The 13,133-nt window shown below is 73.4% G+C and carries 15 protein-coding genes; 5 read left to right on the forward strand and 10 right to left on the reverse strand.

The window, feature by feature from the left end:
- Positions 1–2: 2 nt before the first annotated feature.
- The 3 genes from AB0H28_RS23460 to AB0H28_RS23470 form a co-directional block, all read right to left on the reverse strand.
- A complete protein-coding gene (locus tag AB0H28_RS23460; RefSeq protein ID WP_358043909.1) occupies positions 3–899 on the reverse strand; it encodes a tetrahydrofolate dehydrogenase/cyclohydrolase catalytic domain-containing protein in 897 nt (298 codons plus the stop codon).
- Positions 900–991: 92 nt separating this feature from the next.
- Complete coding sequence (locus tag AB0H28_RS23465) at positions 992–2,017, reverse strand: hypothetical protein (protein ID WP_358043912.1); 1,026 nt, start codon at positions 2,015–2,017, stop codon at positions 992–994.
- Positions 2,018–2,075: 58 nt separating this feature from the next.
- Positions 2,076–3,074 (reverse strand): tyrosine-type recombinase/integrase, encoded by a 999-nt coding sequence (locus AB0H28_RS23470; protein WP_358043915.1) that lies wholly within the window; start codon positions 3,072–3,074, stop codon positions 2,076–2,078.
- A gap of 95 nt (positions 3,075–3,169) precedes the next feature.
- Here AB0H28_RS23470 and AB0H28_RS23475 point away from each other — a divergent pair, with 95 nt between their 5' ends.
- Positions 3,170–4,033: an aminoglycoside phosphotransferase family protein gene (locus AB0H28_RS23475; protein ID WP_358043918.1), complete on the forward strand. Its 864-nt coding sequence runs from the start codon at positions 3,170–3,172 to the stop codon at positions 4,031–4,033.
- 77 nt (positions 4,034–4,110) lie between these two features.
- Here AB0H28_RS23475 and AB0H28_RS23480 read toward each other — a convergent pair whose 3' ends face one another.
- From AB0H28_RS23480 to pdxY, 4 genes are read right to left on the reverse strand one after another with little or no spacing between them, the layout of a single operon-like run.
- The gene (locus AB0H28_RS23480) at positions 4,111–6,471 is read right to left on the reverse strand and encodes an excinuclease ABC subunit UvrA (RefSeq protein WP_358043921.1); all 2,361 of its coding nucleotides are present in this window, start codon (positions 6,469–6,471) and stop codon (positions 4,111–4,113) included.
- Between the two features lie 18 nt (positions 6,472–6,489).
- Positions 6,490–6,903: a VOC family protein gene (locus AB0H28_RS23485; RefSeq protein ID WP_358043924.1), complete on the reverse strand. Its 414-nt coding sequence runs from the start codon at positions 6,901–6,903 to the stop codon at positions 6,490–6,492.
- Between the two features lie 5 nt (positions 6,904–6,908).
- Positions 6,909–7,361, reverse strand: a complete 453-nt coding sequence (locus tag AB0H28_RS23490; RefSeq protein ID WP_358043927.1) for a helix-turn-helix transcriptional regulator — start codon at positions 7,359–7,361, stop codon at positions 6,909–6,911.
- A 46-nt stretch (positions 7,362–7,407) separates the two neighbouring features.
- Positions 7,408–8,259 (reverse strand): pyridoxal kinase PdxY, encoded by an 852-nt coding sequence (pdxY, locus tag AB0H28_RS23495; protein ID WP_358043930.1) that lies wholly within the window; start codon positions 8,257–8,259, stop codon positions 7,408–7,410.
- Between the two features lie 53 nt (positions 8,260–8,312).
- Here pdxY and AB0H28_RS23500 point away from each other — a divergent pair, with 53 nt between their 5' ends.
- Positions 8,313–8,468: a hypothetical protein gene (locus AB0H28_RS23500; protein WP_358043933.1), complete on the forward strand. Its 156-nt coding sequence runs from the start codon at positions 8,313–8,315 to the stop codon at positions 8,466–8,468.
- 24 nt (positions 8,469–8,492) lie between these two features.
- Here the strand turns inward: AB0H28_RS23500 and AB0H28_RS23505 are convergent, their stop codons facing one another.
- Positions 8,493–9,221, reverse strand: coding sequence for an SDR family oxidoreductase (locus AB0H28_RS23505; RefSeq protein ID WP_358043935.1), 729 nt, complete (start codon positions 9,219–9,221; stop codon positions 8,493–8,495).
- Between the two features lie 74 nt (positions 9,222–9,295).
- On the opposite strand from AB0H28_RS23505, the gene AB0H28_RS23510 reads away from it, so the two are divergent.
- Positions 9,296–10,129, forward strand: a complete 834-nt coding sequence (locus AB0H28_RS23510) for a patatin-like phospholipase family protein (RefSeq protein ID WP_358043938.1) — start codon at positions 9,296–9,298, stop codon at positions 10,127–10,129.
- 9 nt (positions 10,130–10,138) lie between these two features.
- On the opposite strand, the gene AB0H28_RS23515 is transcribed toward AB0H28_RS23510, so the two are convergent.
- Both AB0H28_RS23515 and AB0H28_RS23520 read right to left on the reverse strand, forming a co-directional pair.
- The gene (locus AB0H28_RS23515) at positions 10,139–11,332 is read right to left on the reverse strand and encodes a sigma-70 family RNA polymerase sigma factor (protein ID WP_358043941.1); all 1,194 of its coding nucleotides are present in this window, start codon (positions 11,330–11,332) and stop codon (positions 10,139–10,141) included.
- Positions 11,333–11,357: 25 nt separating this feature from the next.
- Complete coding sequence (locus AB0H28_RS23520; protein ID WP_358043944.1) at positions 11,358–11,750, reverse strand: YciI family protein; 393 nt, start codon at positions 11,748–11,750, stop codon at positions 11,358–11,360.
- A 90-nt stretch (positions 11,751–11,840) separates the two neighbouring features.
- Here AB0H28_RS23520 and AB0H28_RS23525 point away from each other — a divergent pair, with 90 nt between their 5' ends.
- Entirely contained in the window at positions 11,841–12,305 is a 465-nt protein-coding gene (locus AB0H28_RS23525; RefSeq protein WP_358043947.1) for a peroxiredoxin, read from the forward strand.
- 71 nt (positions 12,306–12,376) lie between these two features.
- The gene (locus AB0H28_RS23530; RefSeq protein ID WP_358043950.1) at positions 12,377–13,066 is read left to right on the forward strand and encodes a hypothetical protein; all 690 of its coding nucleotides are present in this window, start codon (positions 12,377–12,379) and stop codon (positions 13,064–13,066) included.
- Positions 13,067–13,133 lie beyond the last annotated feature (67 nt).

Consider the following 13,133-nt stretch of genomic DNA (forward strand, 5'->3'; position numbering starts at 1 on the left):
GCTCACCCCAACCCGGCCCGCCGCTGCGCCGCCCGCACCGCGTTACGGAACAACATCGCCACCGTCGTCGGACCCACCCCACCGACGCGCGGCGTGATCGCCCCCGCCACCCGCGCACACGACTCGTCCACATCCGGCAGCAACCGCCGCCCCTCGTACCGCACCCCACCACCGACCACCACCGCACCCGGACGCACATGCTCCGGCCGCACGATCCCCGGCACCCCCGCCGCCGCCACCAGGATCTCCGCCCGCCGCGCATACCGCGGCCAGTCCGCCACCCCGGTGTGCACCACCGTCACCGCCGCGTTCGCCGTCGGCCGCTTCTGCGCCAACAACAACGCCAACGGACGACCCAACGTCGCCCCCCGACCCAGGACCACCACCTCCCGACCCGACACCGGCACCCGATGAAACGCCAACAACGCCTCGATCCCCGCCGGCGTACACGGCAACGGCCCCGGCAACCCCAACGCCAACCGACCCATGTTCACCGGATGCATCCCGTCGACGTCCTTGTCCGGATCCAGCTCCGCCAACGCCCGGTCATAATCCAGATGCCCCGGAATCGGATGCTGCACCAACACCCCGTGCACCCCCGCGTCGGCGTTGAAATCCGCCACCACCGCACGCAGATCCGCCTGCGACGCCGACGCCGCCAGATGCACGTGCGGCGACGCGAACCCCAACGCCGCCGCCTGCTTCTGCTTGATCCGGATGTAACCCGCGCTCGCGTCGTCGTCACCCACCAGCACCGTCGCCAACGCCGGCGTCACCCCCGCCGCCCGCAACCGCCCCACCGACGCGGCCACCTCGGCCAACACCTGATCCGCCACCGGCGCACCCGGCAACAACCGCGCGCTCACGCCCGACCCCACCGACACCGAAGAAGAAGACATGCGACACCTCGCCCGCGGAGGCCCAGGCGGTCGACCCCCACGACGAGCTCCCCGATGGTTCAACCCATCCCCGTGCCGCCAGTCGCGCCCCCTCAGCCTGCCACAACCCGCCCCGACACCACATCCACCACCGACTGCCACCCCGGCAACGACGCCAGCACCGCATCCGCCCGCCGCCGCCGATCCGCCGCCGACGCCACCCCCAGATCCGCCAGCACCGCCTCGAAAGCCGGCCGCACCAGCCGCTCCCGCCCCGGCGCCACCGCCGCCAGCACCGCAAGACACCGCGCGTACGTCACCAGCACCCAGAACATCGCCTCCCGGTGCCGCCCCGCCGCCACCAACTCCGCGCACCCGTCGAACACCACCGGCCGCCCCGCCGCACCCAGATCCGCACCGAACGCGAAACCCTCCCGCGGCAGCCCCGCCACCTCCTCGAACACCACCACCAACCCGGCCAGATGCTCCCGCACCCGACCCGCGCCGACCCCGCCGCCGTCCAACGTCGCCAGCAACTCCGGATAACGCCCACCGAACCCGTGCCCCGCCAACACCTCCGCCGCCCGCACGTACCGTCGCCGCACCGTCGGATCCACCAACCCCGCCACCGCCGGCCACACCGCCAACAGCGACGTCGGGAACACCCACGCCAACACCTGATCCGCCAACGGCGCCCCCGCGTCCAGCACCCGCAACCCGTCCTCCACCCGCCGCCGCACCCCCGCGCTGCGCCGCCGCACCCACACCGGATCCGCGAACCCCGCCGCCACCCGCCGCCGCACCGCGGCCAACCGCCCCGACGGATCAGCGATCACCCCATCGGTACGGAACATCGGCGCGAACACCCACGACCCCAACACGTCGTCCGGGTCACCCACCTGCGCCCAGGTCACCGCGCTGACCTCCAGCAGCACCCCACGACGGACGAACTTGCCCACCTTGTCGCCGGGGGAGCCCCGCACCAGCAACACGTCCACGTCCGACGACGCCGGCAACACCGCGTCGTCCGGCAACCCCACCGTCGACCCGCTGAACAACGCCCCCTCCACCGACGGATCCGACCGCATCCGCTCCCGCACCCAGTCGACCGCCACCGCCCGCGCCGCACCCACCCGCATCCGACACATTCTCCCCGCCGCGGCCCATCGGAGGCGATCAGCCATGCTCGTCGATCGGTCACGAGCCGTCCACCAACCCCGCCACCGCCCGGTTGGTGCGGTTCGCCGCCACCGCCGCCCGCTGCTGACCCGCCGTCACCTCGATGTACGTCTGCGACGACGCCAACGACGCGTGCCCCAGCAACCGCATGATCTCCGCCGCACCCGCCCCGTCCTCCGCCAACCGCGTCGCGAACGTGTGCCGTAACGCGTGCAACCGCGCGCCCCGCGGCACCCGGTCGCCGATGCCGGCCCGCCGATAACACGACTCGACCAGATACTGCAGGCCACCCCGGCGCAACGGCTCACCCGCCCGGTCCACCAGCAACGGCCCGTCCGGCCGCACGCTGCGCGTCCCGAACCGCACCCGCCGGCTCTGCAGGTAGTCGGTCAACACCCGGTCCACGCCCGCCTCGATCGGCACCGTCCGTGGCCGTCCACCCTTGCCGGCCACGTCGACGCGCCGTTCGCCGTCACGTCCGGCCACCGACGACACCCGCAACGCCAGCAGCTCCGACAGGCGCAACCCGGCGCACAGCGCCAGCGCCAGCACCGCCAGGTCCCGCTCCGGCCACGGGTCACGCTGGCGGCCCTCGGCCCGCGCCACCGCCGCCAGCAGCTCCTCCGGGGTGTCCTCGCCCCGCAGCGGCTTGGGCCGGGGGAGCGGCGTGCGGGGCCGCCCCACCGCCGGCATCGGATTCCCCGCCACGACGCCCTCGGCCACCAGGAACGTGAAGAAGCTGTTCCAGGTGGACCAGGCGCGGTGCACGGAGGCAGCGGCGCGGGGAGCGGCGAAGCGGGCGAACGCGGCGCGCATGACCCGGGGGGACAAGGCGTCGATCGGCAGTCGGTGCGGGGGGAGGGGAGTGGCGTCGTCGTCCGTCACGACCAGGGCCGCCACCGCGCTCAGGTCCCGTCGGTAGGCGGCCAGCGTGTGGGGGGAGGGCTTGCGGGTGGCCCGGGCGGTCAGGAATTCCTCGATCAAGGCTCCTACCGCTTCGTCTGTTTTGTCATGCATAAGGGATATTATGCATGATTCTCACGTTCGCGCCAGGCCGGCACCTCGGGGGAGAGCGGCCGAAAAGCGGTTGCCGCGCCCCGCAGACTGAGCCCATGGTCGAGATCGACGACGCGCTCGTCCGCACCCTCGTCGCCGAACAGTTCCCGCACTGGGCGCACCTGCCGGTGACCGCGGTGGCCCGGCAGGGATGGGACAACCGGACCTTCCGCCTCGGCGACCACCTGCTGGCCCGCCTGCCCAGCGCCGAGGGCTACGCCTGCGGCGTCGCCAAGGAGGACCACTGCCTGCCGATCCTGGCCCGCCACCTGCCGCTGCCCGTGCCCGAACCGGTCGCCACCGGCACGCCCGGCGCCGGCTATCCGTACCCCTGGTCCGTGCGACGGTGGCTGCCCGGCGACACCCTGGCCGCCGCCCACGGCCTCGACCGCGCCGCCGTGGCCCGCGACCTCGGCGGTGTGCTGAGCGCGCTGCGCCGGGTCCCGACCGCCGGCGGACCGGCTGCCGGCCGGCACTGCGCCTTCCGGGGCTGCCATCCGAGCGTCTACGGCGACGAGGTCGAGCAGGCCCTGGCGGTGCTGGGCGACCGGGTGGACGCCGCCGCCTGCCGTGCCGTGTGGGCGCGGGCGCTGACGTCGGCCTGGCCGGACGCGCCGGTGTGGTTCCACGGCGACGTCTCGGCCGGCAACCTGCTCGTCGCGGAGGGGCGGCTCACCGCGATTATCGACTTCGGGCAGTGCGGTGTCGGCGATCCGGCCTGCGATCTGGTGCCGGCGTGGACCTGGTGCGTGGGCGCCGAGCGCGCGGTGTTCCGGGACGCCGTCGGGTTGCCGGCCGACGTGTGGCGGCGGGCGCGGGGGTGGGTGTTGTGGAAGGCGTTGGTGACGTTGGCGAACGGGTCGGCTGCGGGGTCGTCGGGGGTGCTGGCGGCGGTGCTGGCCGATCCGGTGGACGAGTGAGGAACGCCCGACCCCGTTTACTTTACATAATGTAGATTATCGAATCGAACCAGGAAGGGTGGATCGGGGCGCCGGAGTCAGGCTCCGACGTATGCGGCGAGGTGCTCGCCGGTGACCGTGGCGCGGGCGGCCACCAGGTCGGCCGGGGTGCCCTCGAAGACGATCCGGCCGCCGTCGTGGCCGGCGCCCGGACCGAGGTCGATGATCCAGTCGGCGTGCGCCATGACCGCCTGGTGGTGTTCGATGACGATCACGGACTTGCCGGCGTCGACGAGCCGGTCCAGCAGGCCGAGCAGTTGGGCGACGTCGGCCAGGTGCAGGCCGGTGGTCGGCTCGTCCAGGACGTAGACGCCGCCCTTGTCCCCCATCCGGGTGGCGAGCTTGAGCCGCTGCCGCTCCCCTCCGGACAGCGTGGTCAGTGGTTGACCGAGGGTGAGGTAACCGAGTCCGACGTCGGCGAGGCGGTCGAGGATCGCGTGGGCGGCCGGGGTGCGGGCGTCGCCGGCGCCGAAGAACTTCTCCGCCTCGCTGACCGGCATGGCGAGGACCTCGCTGATGTCGTGGCCGCCGAGGTGGTAGTCGAGTACGGCGGCCTGGAACCGCTTGCCCTCGCAGTCCTCGCAGGTGCTGGCGACGCCGGCCATGATGCCCAGGTCGGTGTAGATGACGCCGGCGCCGTTGCAGGTGGGGCACGCGCCCTCGGAGTTGGCGCTGAACAGGGCCGGTTTGACGCCGTTGGCTCTGGCGAAGGCTTTGCGGATGGGGTCGAGCAGGCCGGTGTAGGTGGCCGGGTTGCTGCGCCGGGAACCGCGGATGGCGCTCTGGTCGACGCTGACGACGTCGTCGCGCCGGGCCAGGGAGCCGTGGATGAGGGAGCTCTTGCCGGAGCCGGCGACGCCGGTGACGACGACCAGGACGCCGAGGGGGATGTCGACGTCGACGTCGCGCAGGTTGTGGGTGCGGGCGCCGCGGATGGGCAGGGCGCCGGCGGGTGTGCGCAGGGTGCCCTTGAGGGCGGCGCGGTCGTCGAGGTGGCTGCCGGTGGTGGTGTCGCTGGCGCGCAGGCCGTCGACGGTGCCCTGGTAGCAGATGGTGCCGCCGTCGGTGCCGGCGCCGGGGCCGAGGTCGACGACGTGGTCGGCGATGGCGATGGTTTCCGGTTTGTGTTCGACGACCAGGACGGTGTTGCCCTTGTCGCGCAGGCGCAGCAGGAGGTTGTTCATCCGGGCGATGTCGTGCGGGTGCAGGCCGATGGTGGGTTCGTCGAAGACGTAGGTGACGTCGGTGAGCGACGAGCCGAGGTGGCGGATCATCTTGGTGCGTTGGGCCTCGCCGCCGGAGAGGGTGCCGGCGGGGCGGTCGAGGCTGAGGTAGCCGAGGCCGATCTCGACGAAGGAGTCGAGGGTGTCCCCCAGCGCGGTGAGCAGCGGGCCGACGGAGGGTTCGTGCAGGTCGCGGACCCAGGTGGCGAGGTCGCTGATCTGCATGGCGCAGGCGTCGGCGATGTTGATGCCGTTGATCTTCGAGGAGCGGGCTTCGGGGCTCAGGCGGGTGCCGGCGCAGTCGGGGCAGGTGGTGAACGTGACGGCTCGTTCGACGAAGGCGCGGATGTGCGGCTGCATGGCGTCGACGTCCTTGGCGAGCATGGACTTGCCGATGGCGGGGACGAGGCCGGTGTAGGTGACGTTGATGCCCTCGACCTTGATCTTGGTGGGTTCCTTGTGGAGGAGGTCGTGCAGTTCGCGCTTGGTGTAGTCGCGGATGGGCTTGTCCGGGTCGAACAGGCCGCTGGCGCGGAAGATGCGGCCGTACCAGCCGTCCATGCTGTAGCCGGGGATGGTGATGGCGCCTTCGTTGAGGCTGCGGTCGGCGTCGTAGAGGACGGTGAGGTCGATGTCGTTGACGGTGCCGCGGCCCTCGCAGCGGGGGCACATGCCGCCGAGGCGGGTGAAGGTGGCCTTCTTGGCCCGGGTCCTGTCGGGGCCGCGGTCGACGGTGACGGCGCCGGTGGCGCGGACGGAGGGGACGTTGAAGGAGTAGGCGTTGGGTGGGCCGATGGCCGGTCGGCCGAGGCGGCTGAAGAGGATGCGCAGCATGGCGTTGGCGTCGGTGGCGGTGCCGACGGTGGAGCGTGGGTCGGCGCCCATGCGTTCCTGGTCGACGATGATGGCGGTGGTGAGCCCTTCGAGGATGTCGACCTCGGGTCGGGACAGGGTGGGCATGAAGCCCTGGACGAAGGCGCTGTAGGTCTCGTTGATGAGGCGTTGCGACTCGGCGGCGATGGTGCCGAAGACCAGGGAGCTCTTGCCGGAGCCGGAGACGCCGGTGAACACGGTGAGGCGGCGTTTGGGCAGCTCGACGTCGACGTCGCGCAGGTTGTTCTCGCGGGCGCCGTGAACGCGGATGACGTCGTGGCGGTCGGCGGGTGCCGTGGTCATGAGTCTCCGTCCTGGGGTTCAGCGTCGTTCGTTGATGCGGATGAGGTTGCCGGTGGGGTCGCGGAAGGCGCAGTCGCGGACGCCGTAGGGCTGTTCGGCGGGTTCCTGGACGACGTCGGCGCCGCCGGCCTGCAGGCGGTCGAACAGGGCGTCGAGGTCGTCGGTGGCGAGGGTGAGGGCGCCGTAGCTGCCCTTGGCGATGAGTTCGAGGATGGTGCGCCGTTCGTCGTCGGTGATGCCGGGGTCGACGGCCGGGGGGTGCAGGACGATGCCGGTGTCGGGCTGCTCGGGTGGGCCGACGGTGAGCCAGCGCATGGTGTTGCCCTGGCCGACGTCGTTGCGCAGGTCGAAGCCGAGGGTGTCGCGGTAGAAGGCGAGGGCGGCGTCGGCGTCGGTGTGGGGCAGGAAGGCGTAGTGGATGGTGGTCGTCATGGTGGTCACGGTAGTGGGGGTGGTCCGGGTCGGGCTTCTCGATTCCTGATCGGTCGGGCGGCCTGTTTGGTGAGGCAGGTCGGTGGTTCGGCGGTGCCGGGGGCGTGGCGGGCGCGGTAGGCGCTGGGTGGTTCGCCGACGAGTTCGGTGAAGCGGGTGCTGAAGGTGCCCAGGGACTGGCAGCCGACGGTGAAGCAGACGTCGGTGACGGTGAGGTCGCCGCGGCGCAGCAGGGCCATGGCGCGTTCGATGCGGCGGGTCATGAGGTACGCGTACGGGGACTCGCCGTAGGTCTGGCGGAACTGGCGGCTGAGGTGGCCGGCGGACATGTGTTCGCCGCGGGCGAGTGCTTCGACGTCGAGGGGTTGGGCGTACTCGCGGTCGATGCGGTCGCGGACGCGGCGCAGCCGGGTGAGGTCGCGCAGGCGTTGGGCGAACGCCGGGTCGTCGGGTTGCACTTGTGCATCTTCGCTGGTGGGCCCGTGTTCGCGCGACGGGGGTCGGTCAGCGTAGCCGGCGGGCGGTGAAGCGGGTGGGCGGGTCGGCGATGGCGTCCTGGGCGGCGACGAGTTGCAGTTCGCGGGTGCCGGCGGCGAGGGTCGCTTCGAGGACCGCGAAGATCGAGTTGGTGGTGCGTTCCAGCGCGGTGCGGGGTGAGCCGGTGGTGGCGAGGTGGGCCAGGTAGAGGGCGGCGGTGACGTCGCCGCCGCCGTTGGGGCTGATCGGCAGCAGCGGGGTGGTGACGGCCCAGGCGCCGGCGGCGCCGGCGGCGACGACCTCCAGGTGGCCCTCGGGCAGGTCGGCGTGCAGGACGCTGGTGACCAGGACGTGTTCGGGGCCGGTGGCCCGCACGGTGTCGATGGCGGTGAGCAGGTCGTCGAGGGTGTCGGTGCGGCGGCCGGCGAGGAATTCCAGTTCGAACTGGTTGGGGGTGACGATGTCGGCGCGCGGGACGACGGTGTCGCGGAGGTGTTCGGGGATGCCGGGGCGGACGAACATGCCGCGTCCGACGTCGCCCATGACCGGGTCGCAGCAGTAGCGGGCGGCGGGGTTGGCGGCCTTGACCTGGGCGACGGCGTCGAGGATGACGGCGCCGACGGCGGGGTCGCCCTGGTAGCCGGAGAGCACGGCGTCGGCGGTGCCGAGCACGCCGCGGTCGGCGATGCCGGCGATGACGTCGGCGACGTCGGTGGGGGTGAGCAGAGGGCCGCGCCAGGCACCGTAGCCGGTGTGGTTGGAGAAGTGCACTGTCAGCACCGGCCACACCTCGTGCCGCAGGCGTTGCAGCGGGAACACGGCGGCGGAGTTGCCGACGTGGCCGTAGGCGACCGAGGACTGGATGGACAGGATCTTCACCGGCCCATCGTCGCATCGGGCAGGTCGGTGCGACGAGCGTCCACCAGAACTCCTTGATCGCGTACTTCGGCATCGGGCGGGCGGCGATCGGCGTGCTGGTGGCCTCTCCCCTGTCCCGGCAGTTGCTGTCGTTCTTCGATTCCGGTTACGACGCTGGCTTCGGCGTGGCGCAGACGCTGCTCGTCGCGGCGGAGTTGTTCGCCAACTGAGGGTGGCGGGCGCGGCGGGCGTTGCTACAGGCCGCCGGCCACGCGCAGGACCGCGCCGGTGGTGTAGGAGGCGTCGGGGCCGAGCAGGTACGAGATGGCGCCGGCGACCTCGTCGGGTTCGCCGGCGCGGCCCAGCGGGATGCGGCCGGCGGCGGTGTCGGGGCGGTCCGGCACGCCGGAGCGGGCGTGGATATCGGTGCGGATGATGCCGGGGGCCACCGCGTTGACCCGGATGCCGCGTGGCGCGAGTTCCTTGGCCAGGCCGACGGTGAGGGTGTCGGTGGCGGCCTTGACGGCGGCGTAGTGGATGTATTCGCCGGGGCTGCCGAGGGTCGCGGCGGCGGAGGAGACGTTGACGATCGCGCCGCCGCGGGTCATCCGGGCGGCGGCCTGCTGGGCGCACAGGACGTAGCCGACGAGGTTGACGTCGACGACCTCGCGCAGGTCCTCGGCGCGCAGGTCGGTGAAGGGGCCGATCGGGCTGGTGACGCCGGCGTTGTTCACCAGGCCGGTGAGCGGGCCGAGGAGTTCGGCGGCGGCGAAGAGCCGGTGGACCTGCGCGGGGTCGCCCGTGTCGGCGGCGACGGTGACGGCGCGGCGGCCGGCGGCGCGCACGCCGGCGGCGACGGCCGCCGCGGCGTCGTGGTCGGTGCGGTAGCCGATGACCAGGTCGTGGCCGTCGGCGGCGAGCCGGCGGGTGGTGGCCGCGCCGATGCCGCGCCCTCCCCCGGTGACGATGGTGACCCAGGTCAATGTGCGCTCCCCTGCCCCGCTGGTGGGGGCGACGTTACCGTGGGCGGGACCAGCGGGGCGGAGAGGACGGTCACATGGAGCGGGCGTTGGTGCTGGGTGGCGGCGGGGTGACCGGGGTGGCCTGGGAGTTGGGGTTGCTGGCCGGGTTGGCCGAGCGGGGTGTGGGGGTGGCCGGGGTGGACCTGGTGGTGGGCACGTCGGCGGGGTCGGTGGTCGGGGCGCAGGTGTGCTCCGGTGTGCCGCTGGCGCGGTGGTACGCGGCGCAGTTGCGCCCGCCGGGCGACGAGGTGCCCGCGCGGTTGGGCCTGGGGGTGTTGGCGCGGTGGGCGTGGGCCGGTGGGCGGGGTCGGGACGCGGCGCGGGCCCGGGCGCGGGTGGGTGCGTTGGCGTTGTCGGCGCGTACCCCGTCGGAGGCGTCGCGGCGAGCGGTGATCGCGGCGCGGCTGCCGTCGGCGGTGTGGCCGGCGCGGCGGCTGTTGGTCACCGCGGTGGATGCGGCCTCGGGTGAGTTCGTGGTGTTCGACGCCGGCAGTGGGGTGTCGCTGGTCGACGCGGTGGGGGCGAGTTGTGCGGTGCCGGGGGTGTGGCCGCCGGTGACGGTGGGTGGGCGGCGTTACGTCGACGGTGGGGTGCGCTCGCCGGTGAACGCGGACCTGGCCGCCGGGGCCGGGCGGGTGGTGGTGCTGGCGCCGACGAGCGCCGCGGTCGGGCCGATGCCGCGGTTGTCGGCGCAGGTGGCGGCGTTGCGGTCGGCGGGGGCGCGGGTAGCGGTGGTGGTGCCGGACCGGGCGGCGCGGGCGGCGATCGGGCGTAACGTGCTGGATCCGACGCGGCGGGCGGCGTCGGCGCGGGCCGGGTTCGCGCAGGCCGGGGCGGTGGCCGGCGAGGTGGCGGCGGTGTGGGCGTGAGCACGGCGGTCACCGTCCGGTGAGCCGCCGGTTGAGGTAGCGCTGTTCGGGCAGGCTCGCGGTCAGCGCGGCGGCGCGGCGGTAGTGGGCGGCGGCGTCCGGGTCGCCGGTGCGTTCCAGCAGGTGGGCGCGCACGGCGTGCAGCCGGTGGTGGCGCAGCATCGCCGGGTCGGTGAGCAGCGGGTCGAGCAAAGCCAGTCCGAGCGACGGGCCGTGTGCCATGGCCACGGCGACGGCTTGGTTGAGGGTGACGAACGGGCTGGGGGCGACCCGGCTGAGCATGTCGTAGAGGATGCTGATCTGCCGCCAGTCGGTGGCCGGGAAGGTCGGGGCCTCGGCGTGCACGGCGGCGATGGCGGCCTGGAGTTGGTAGCGGCCCACCGGTCCGTGGGGCAGGGCCTGCCCGAGCAGGGTGACGCCTTCGTCGATGAGGTCGTGGCGCCAGCGTGTGCGGTCCTGCTCGGCCAGCGGCACCAGGTCGCCGGCGGCGTCGGTGCGGGCGGGTGAGCGGGCGTGGGTGAGCAGCATCAGCGCCAGCGCTCCGGTCGCCTCGTGGTGGTCGGGTAGCGCGGCGTGGACCTGGCGGGTGAGCCGGATCGCCTCCTCGGCGAGTTCCACGTCGAGGAGGGTCGTCCCGGAGGTGCGGGTGTAGCCCTCGGTGAAGACCAGGTGGCACACGTCCAGCACGGCGGCCACTCGGGCGGGCAGCTCCGGTGGTGACGGCAGGGTGAACCGTGCGCCGGCCCGGCGTAGGGCGGTGCGGGCCCGGTGGAGGCGTTGGGTCATGGTGCGGGCCGGGACCAGGTGGGCCGCGGCGATCTGTTCCACCCGTAGTCCCGCCACGGCGCGCAGGGTCAGCGCCACCTGCGAGGGTCTGCTCAGCGCCGGGTGGCAGCAGAGGAACAGCAGCCGCAGCGTGTCGTCGGCGCGGTTGGTGGGGGTCTGGTCGACGGCGGCGTCCGGCCGGCGCGCGGCGTCGAGGCTCTCACGTCGGGCGCGGGCCGAGTCGGCGCGCAGCTGGTCGATCAGCCGTCGGGAGGCGACCCGGACGAGCCACGCCCGCGGGTCGTCGGGGACGCCGGTGACGGGCCAGCGGGTCACGGCCGCCTCGGCCGCCTCCTGCACGGCGTCGTCGCAGGCGTCGAGGTGGCCCCAGCGGCGCAGCAGCGCGGCGCGGACGTGTGGTGCTTCCCGACGCCACACGTCCGCGAGGTCGGGGGGCTGGTGGTTACTGATCGCCGCCGCCGGGCCACATCAGGGGGCGCAGCTCGACGGTCTCCCCCGGGCCGGCGAACTTCGCGGCGACGGCGTGCGCGCGGGCCGGGTCCTCGACGTCGATGAGGAAGAAACCGGCGAGGTGTTCCTTGGTTTCGGAGTAGGGGCCGTCGCTGACCAGCGGTGTGCCGTCGCGCCACCGGTACAGGCGGGCGGCGGACGGGGCGCCGAGCGCCTCGCCGCCGATCAGTTCGCCGTTGGCGTGCAGTTCGGTCATCACCTGCTCGAAGTCGGCGTGGAGCCGGTCGCGTACCTCGGCGGGCAACTCCTGGTGGGCGGCCAGGTAGTCGGCGGTGGGGTGGCCCCACGGCTCCGGGTTCGAGTGGATCATGATCACGTACTTCACTGTCGTTCCTTCGCGTCGTGCGGCGGTGCTTCCTCGCCGCTCGTCGGGTACGTCGGAGCCGGATCGCCGATGTCTACCTATCCTCGTGGCATGAGTAACGCGTGGGGTGTCGGTGACCTGGTCGAGGATTTCACGCTGCCGGACCAGACGGGTACGCCCCGGCGGCTGTCGGAGTTCCTGGCCGCCGGTCCGGTGGTGCTGTTCTTCTACCCGGCGGCGATGACGAGGGGTTGCACGGCGGAGAGCTGCCACTTCCGGGACCTGGCGGCGCAGTTCGCGGCGCTGGGCGCGGCCCGGGTGGGGATCAGCCGGGATCCGGTGCACCGGCAGGCGGAGTTCGCCCGCCGGCACGACTTCGACTACCCGTTGTTGTCGGACGTCGACGGCACGGTGGCCGGCGCGTTCGGGGTGCGGCGGCGGCTGCCGCTGGGCGCGTTGAGCACCCGGCGGATGACGTTCGTGATCGGCGCGGACCGGCGGGTGCTGGCCGTGGTGCACAGCGAGCTGAGCATGAACGAGCACGCCGACGCGGCGTTGCGCGCGCTCGGGGGTTGATCGTCGCGTTGTCGTGCCGGCCTGGTATCAAGGCGGCAATCAAACAGGTGTACGGAAGAGGGCGTGGCGTGATGGCGGTGCAGGGTTTGTCCACTGACGAGGTCCAGCAGATCCGTGAGTCGTTGGCGGCGGGCCGTAAGCCGCGGGTGGTGTTCACCGAGGCGGCCGGGCAGATGGCCGGGCAGCTCGGGCAGGTGGTGGAGTTGACCGACCCGGCGGTGTCGGAGGAGTTCGTGGTGGTGCGGTTCGGCCGCGACGAGTTGCCCTTCTCCCCCGCCGACGTGGCGGTCGCGCCGCGCGGCGCCGGGCGGCGGCCGGCCGCCGAGGCGAAGCCGGAGCCGCCGGCGCAGCAGCAGCCGGCCGCGCCGGAGCCGGAGTTCGTGCTGGACGCGCCGCGGGTGCCGGCGCCGCGGCGGGAGGAGCCGAAGGCGCAGCAGCCGGCGGAGCCGAAGCCGGCGAAGCGGGCGGTGAAGGCGGCGAAGCCGAAGGGCCCGGCGGGGCTGACGGTGACGCTGGCCTACGCCGAGGGTGAGTGGACGGTCGCCGCGCAGCAGGGCACGAAGGCGTTGGCCCGGCCGTACGTGGTGAAGCCGGCCGAGGCGCTGCGGATGGTGGCGCTGGTGGACGTGCCCGGGGTGCAGGAGGCGGTGGAGCAGATCCTGGCCGCGGAGCGGGCCGAGGCGGAGCAGCAGGCGCAGAAGCTGCGCGCCGAGCTGGCCGAGATCGAGGCGCGGCTGGCGGAGCTGCGCGAGGCGCGCTGAGCGGGCCCGGACGCCCCGCGGGGCCGGTGCGACCCCCTCGCACCGGCCCCGCGCACCCCTGCGCCCA

Source organism: Micromonospora sp. NPDC050980 (assembly GCF_040653835.1).
In the GTDB taxonomy this organism is placed as follows: Bacteria; Actinomycetota; Actinomycetes; order Mycobacteriales; family Micromonosporaceae; genus Micromonospora.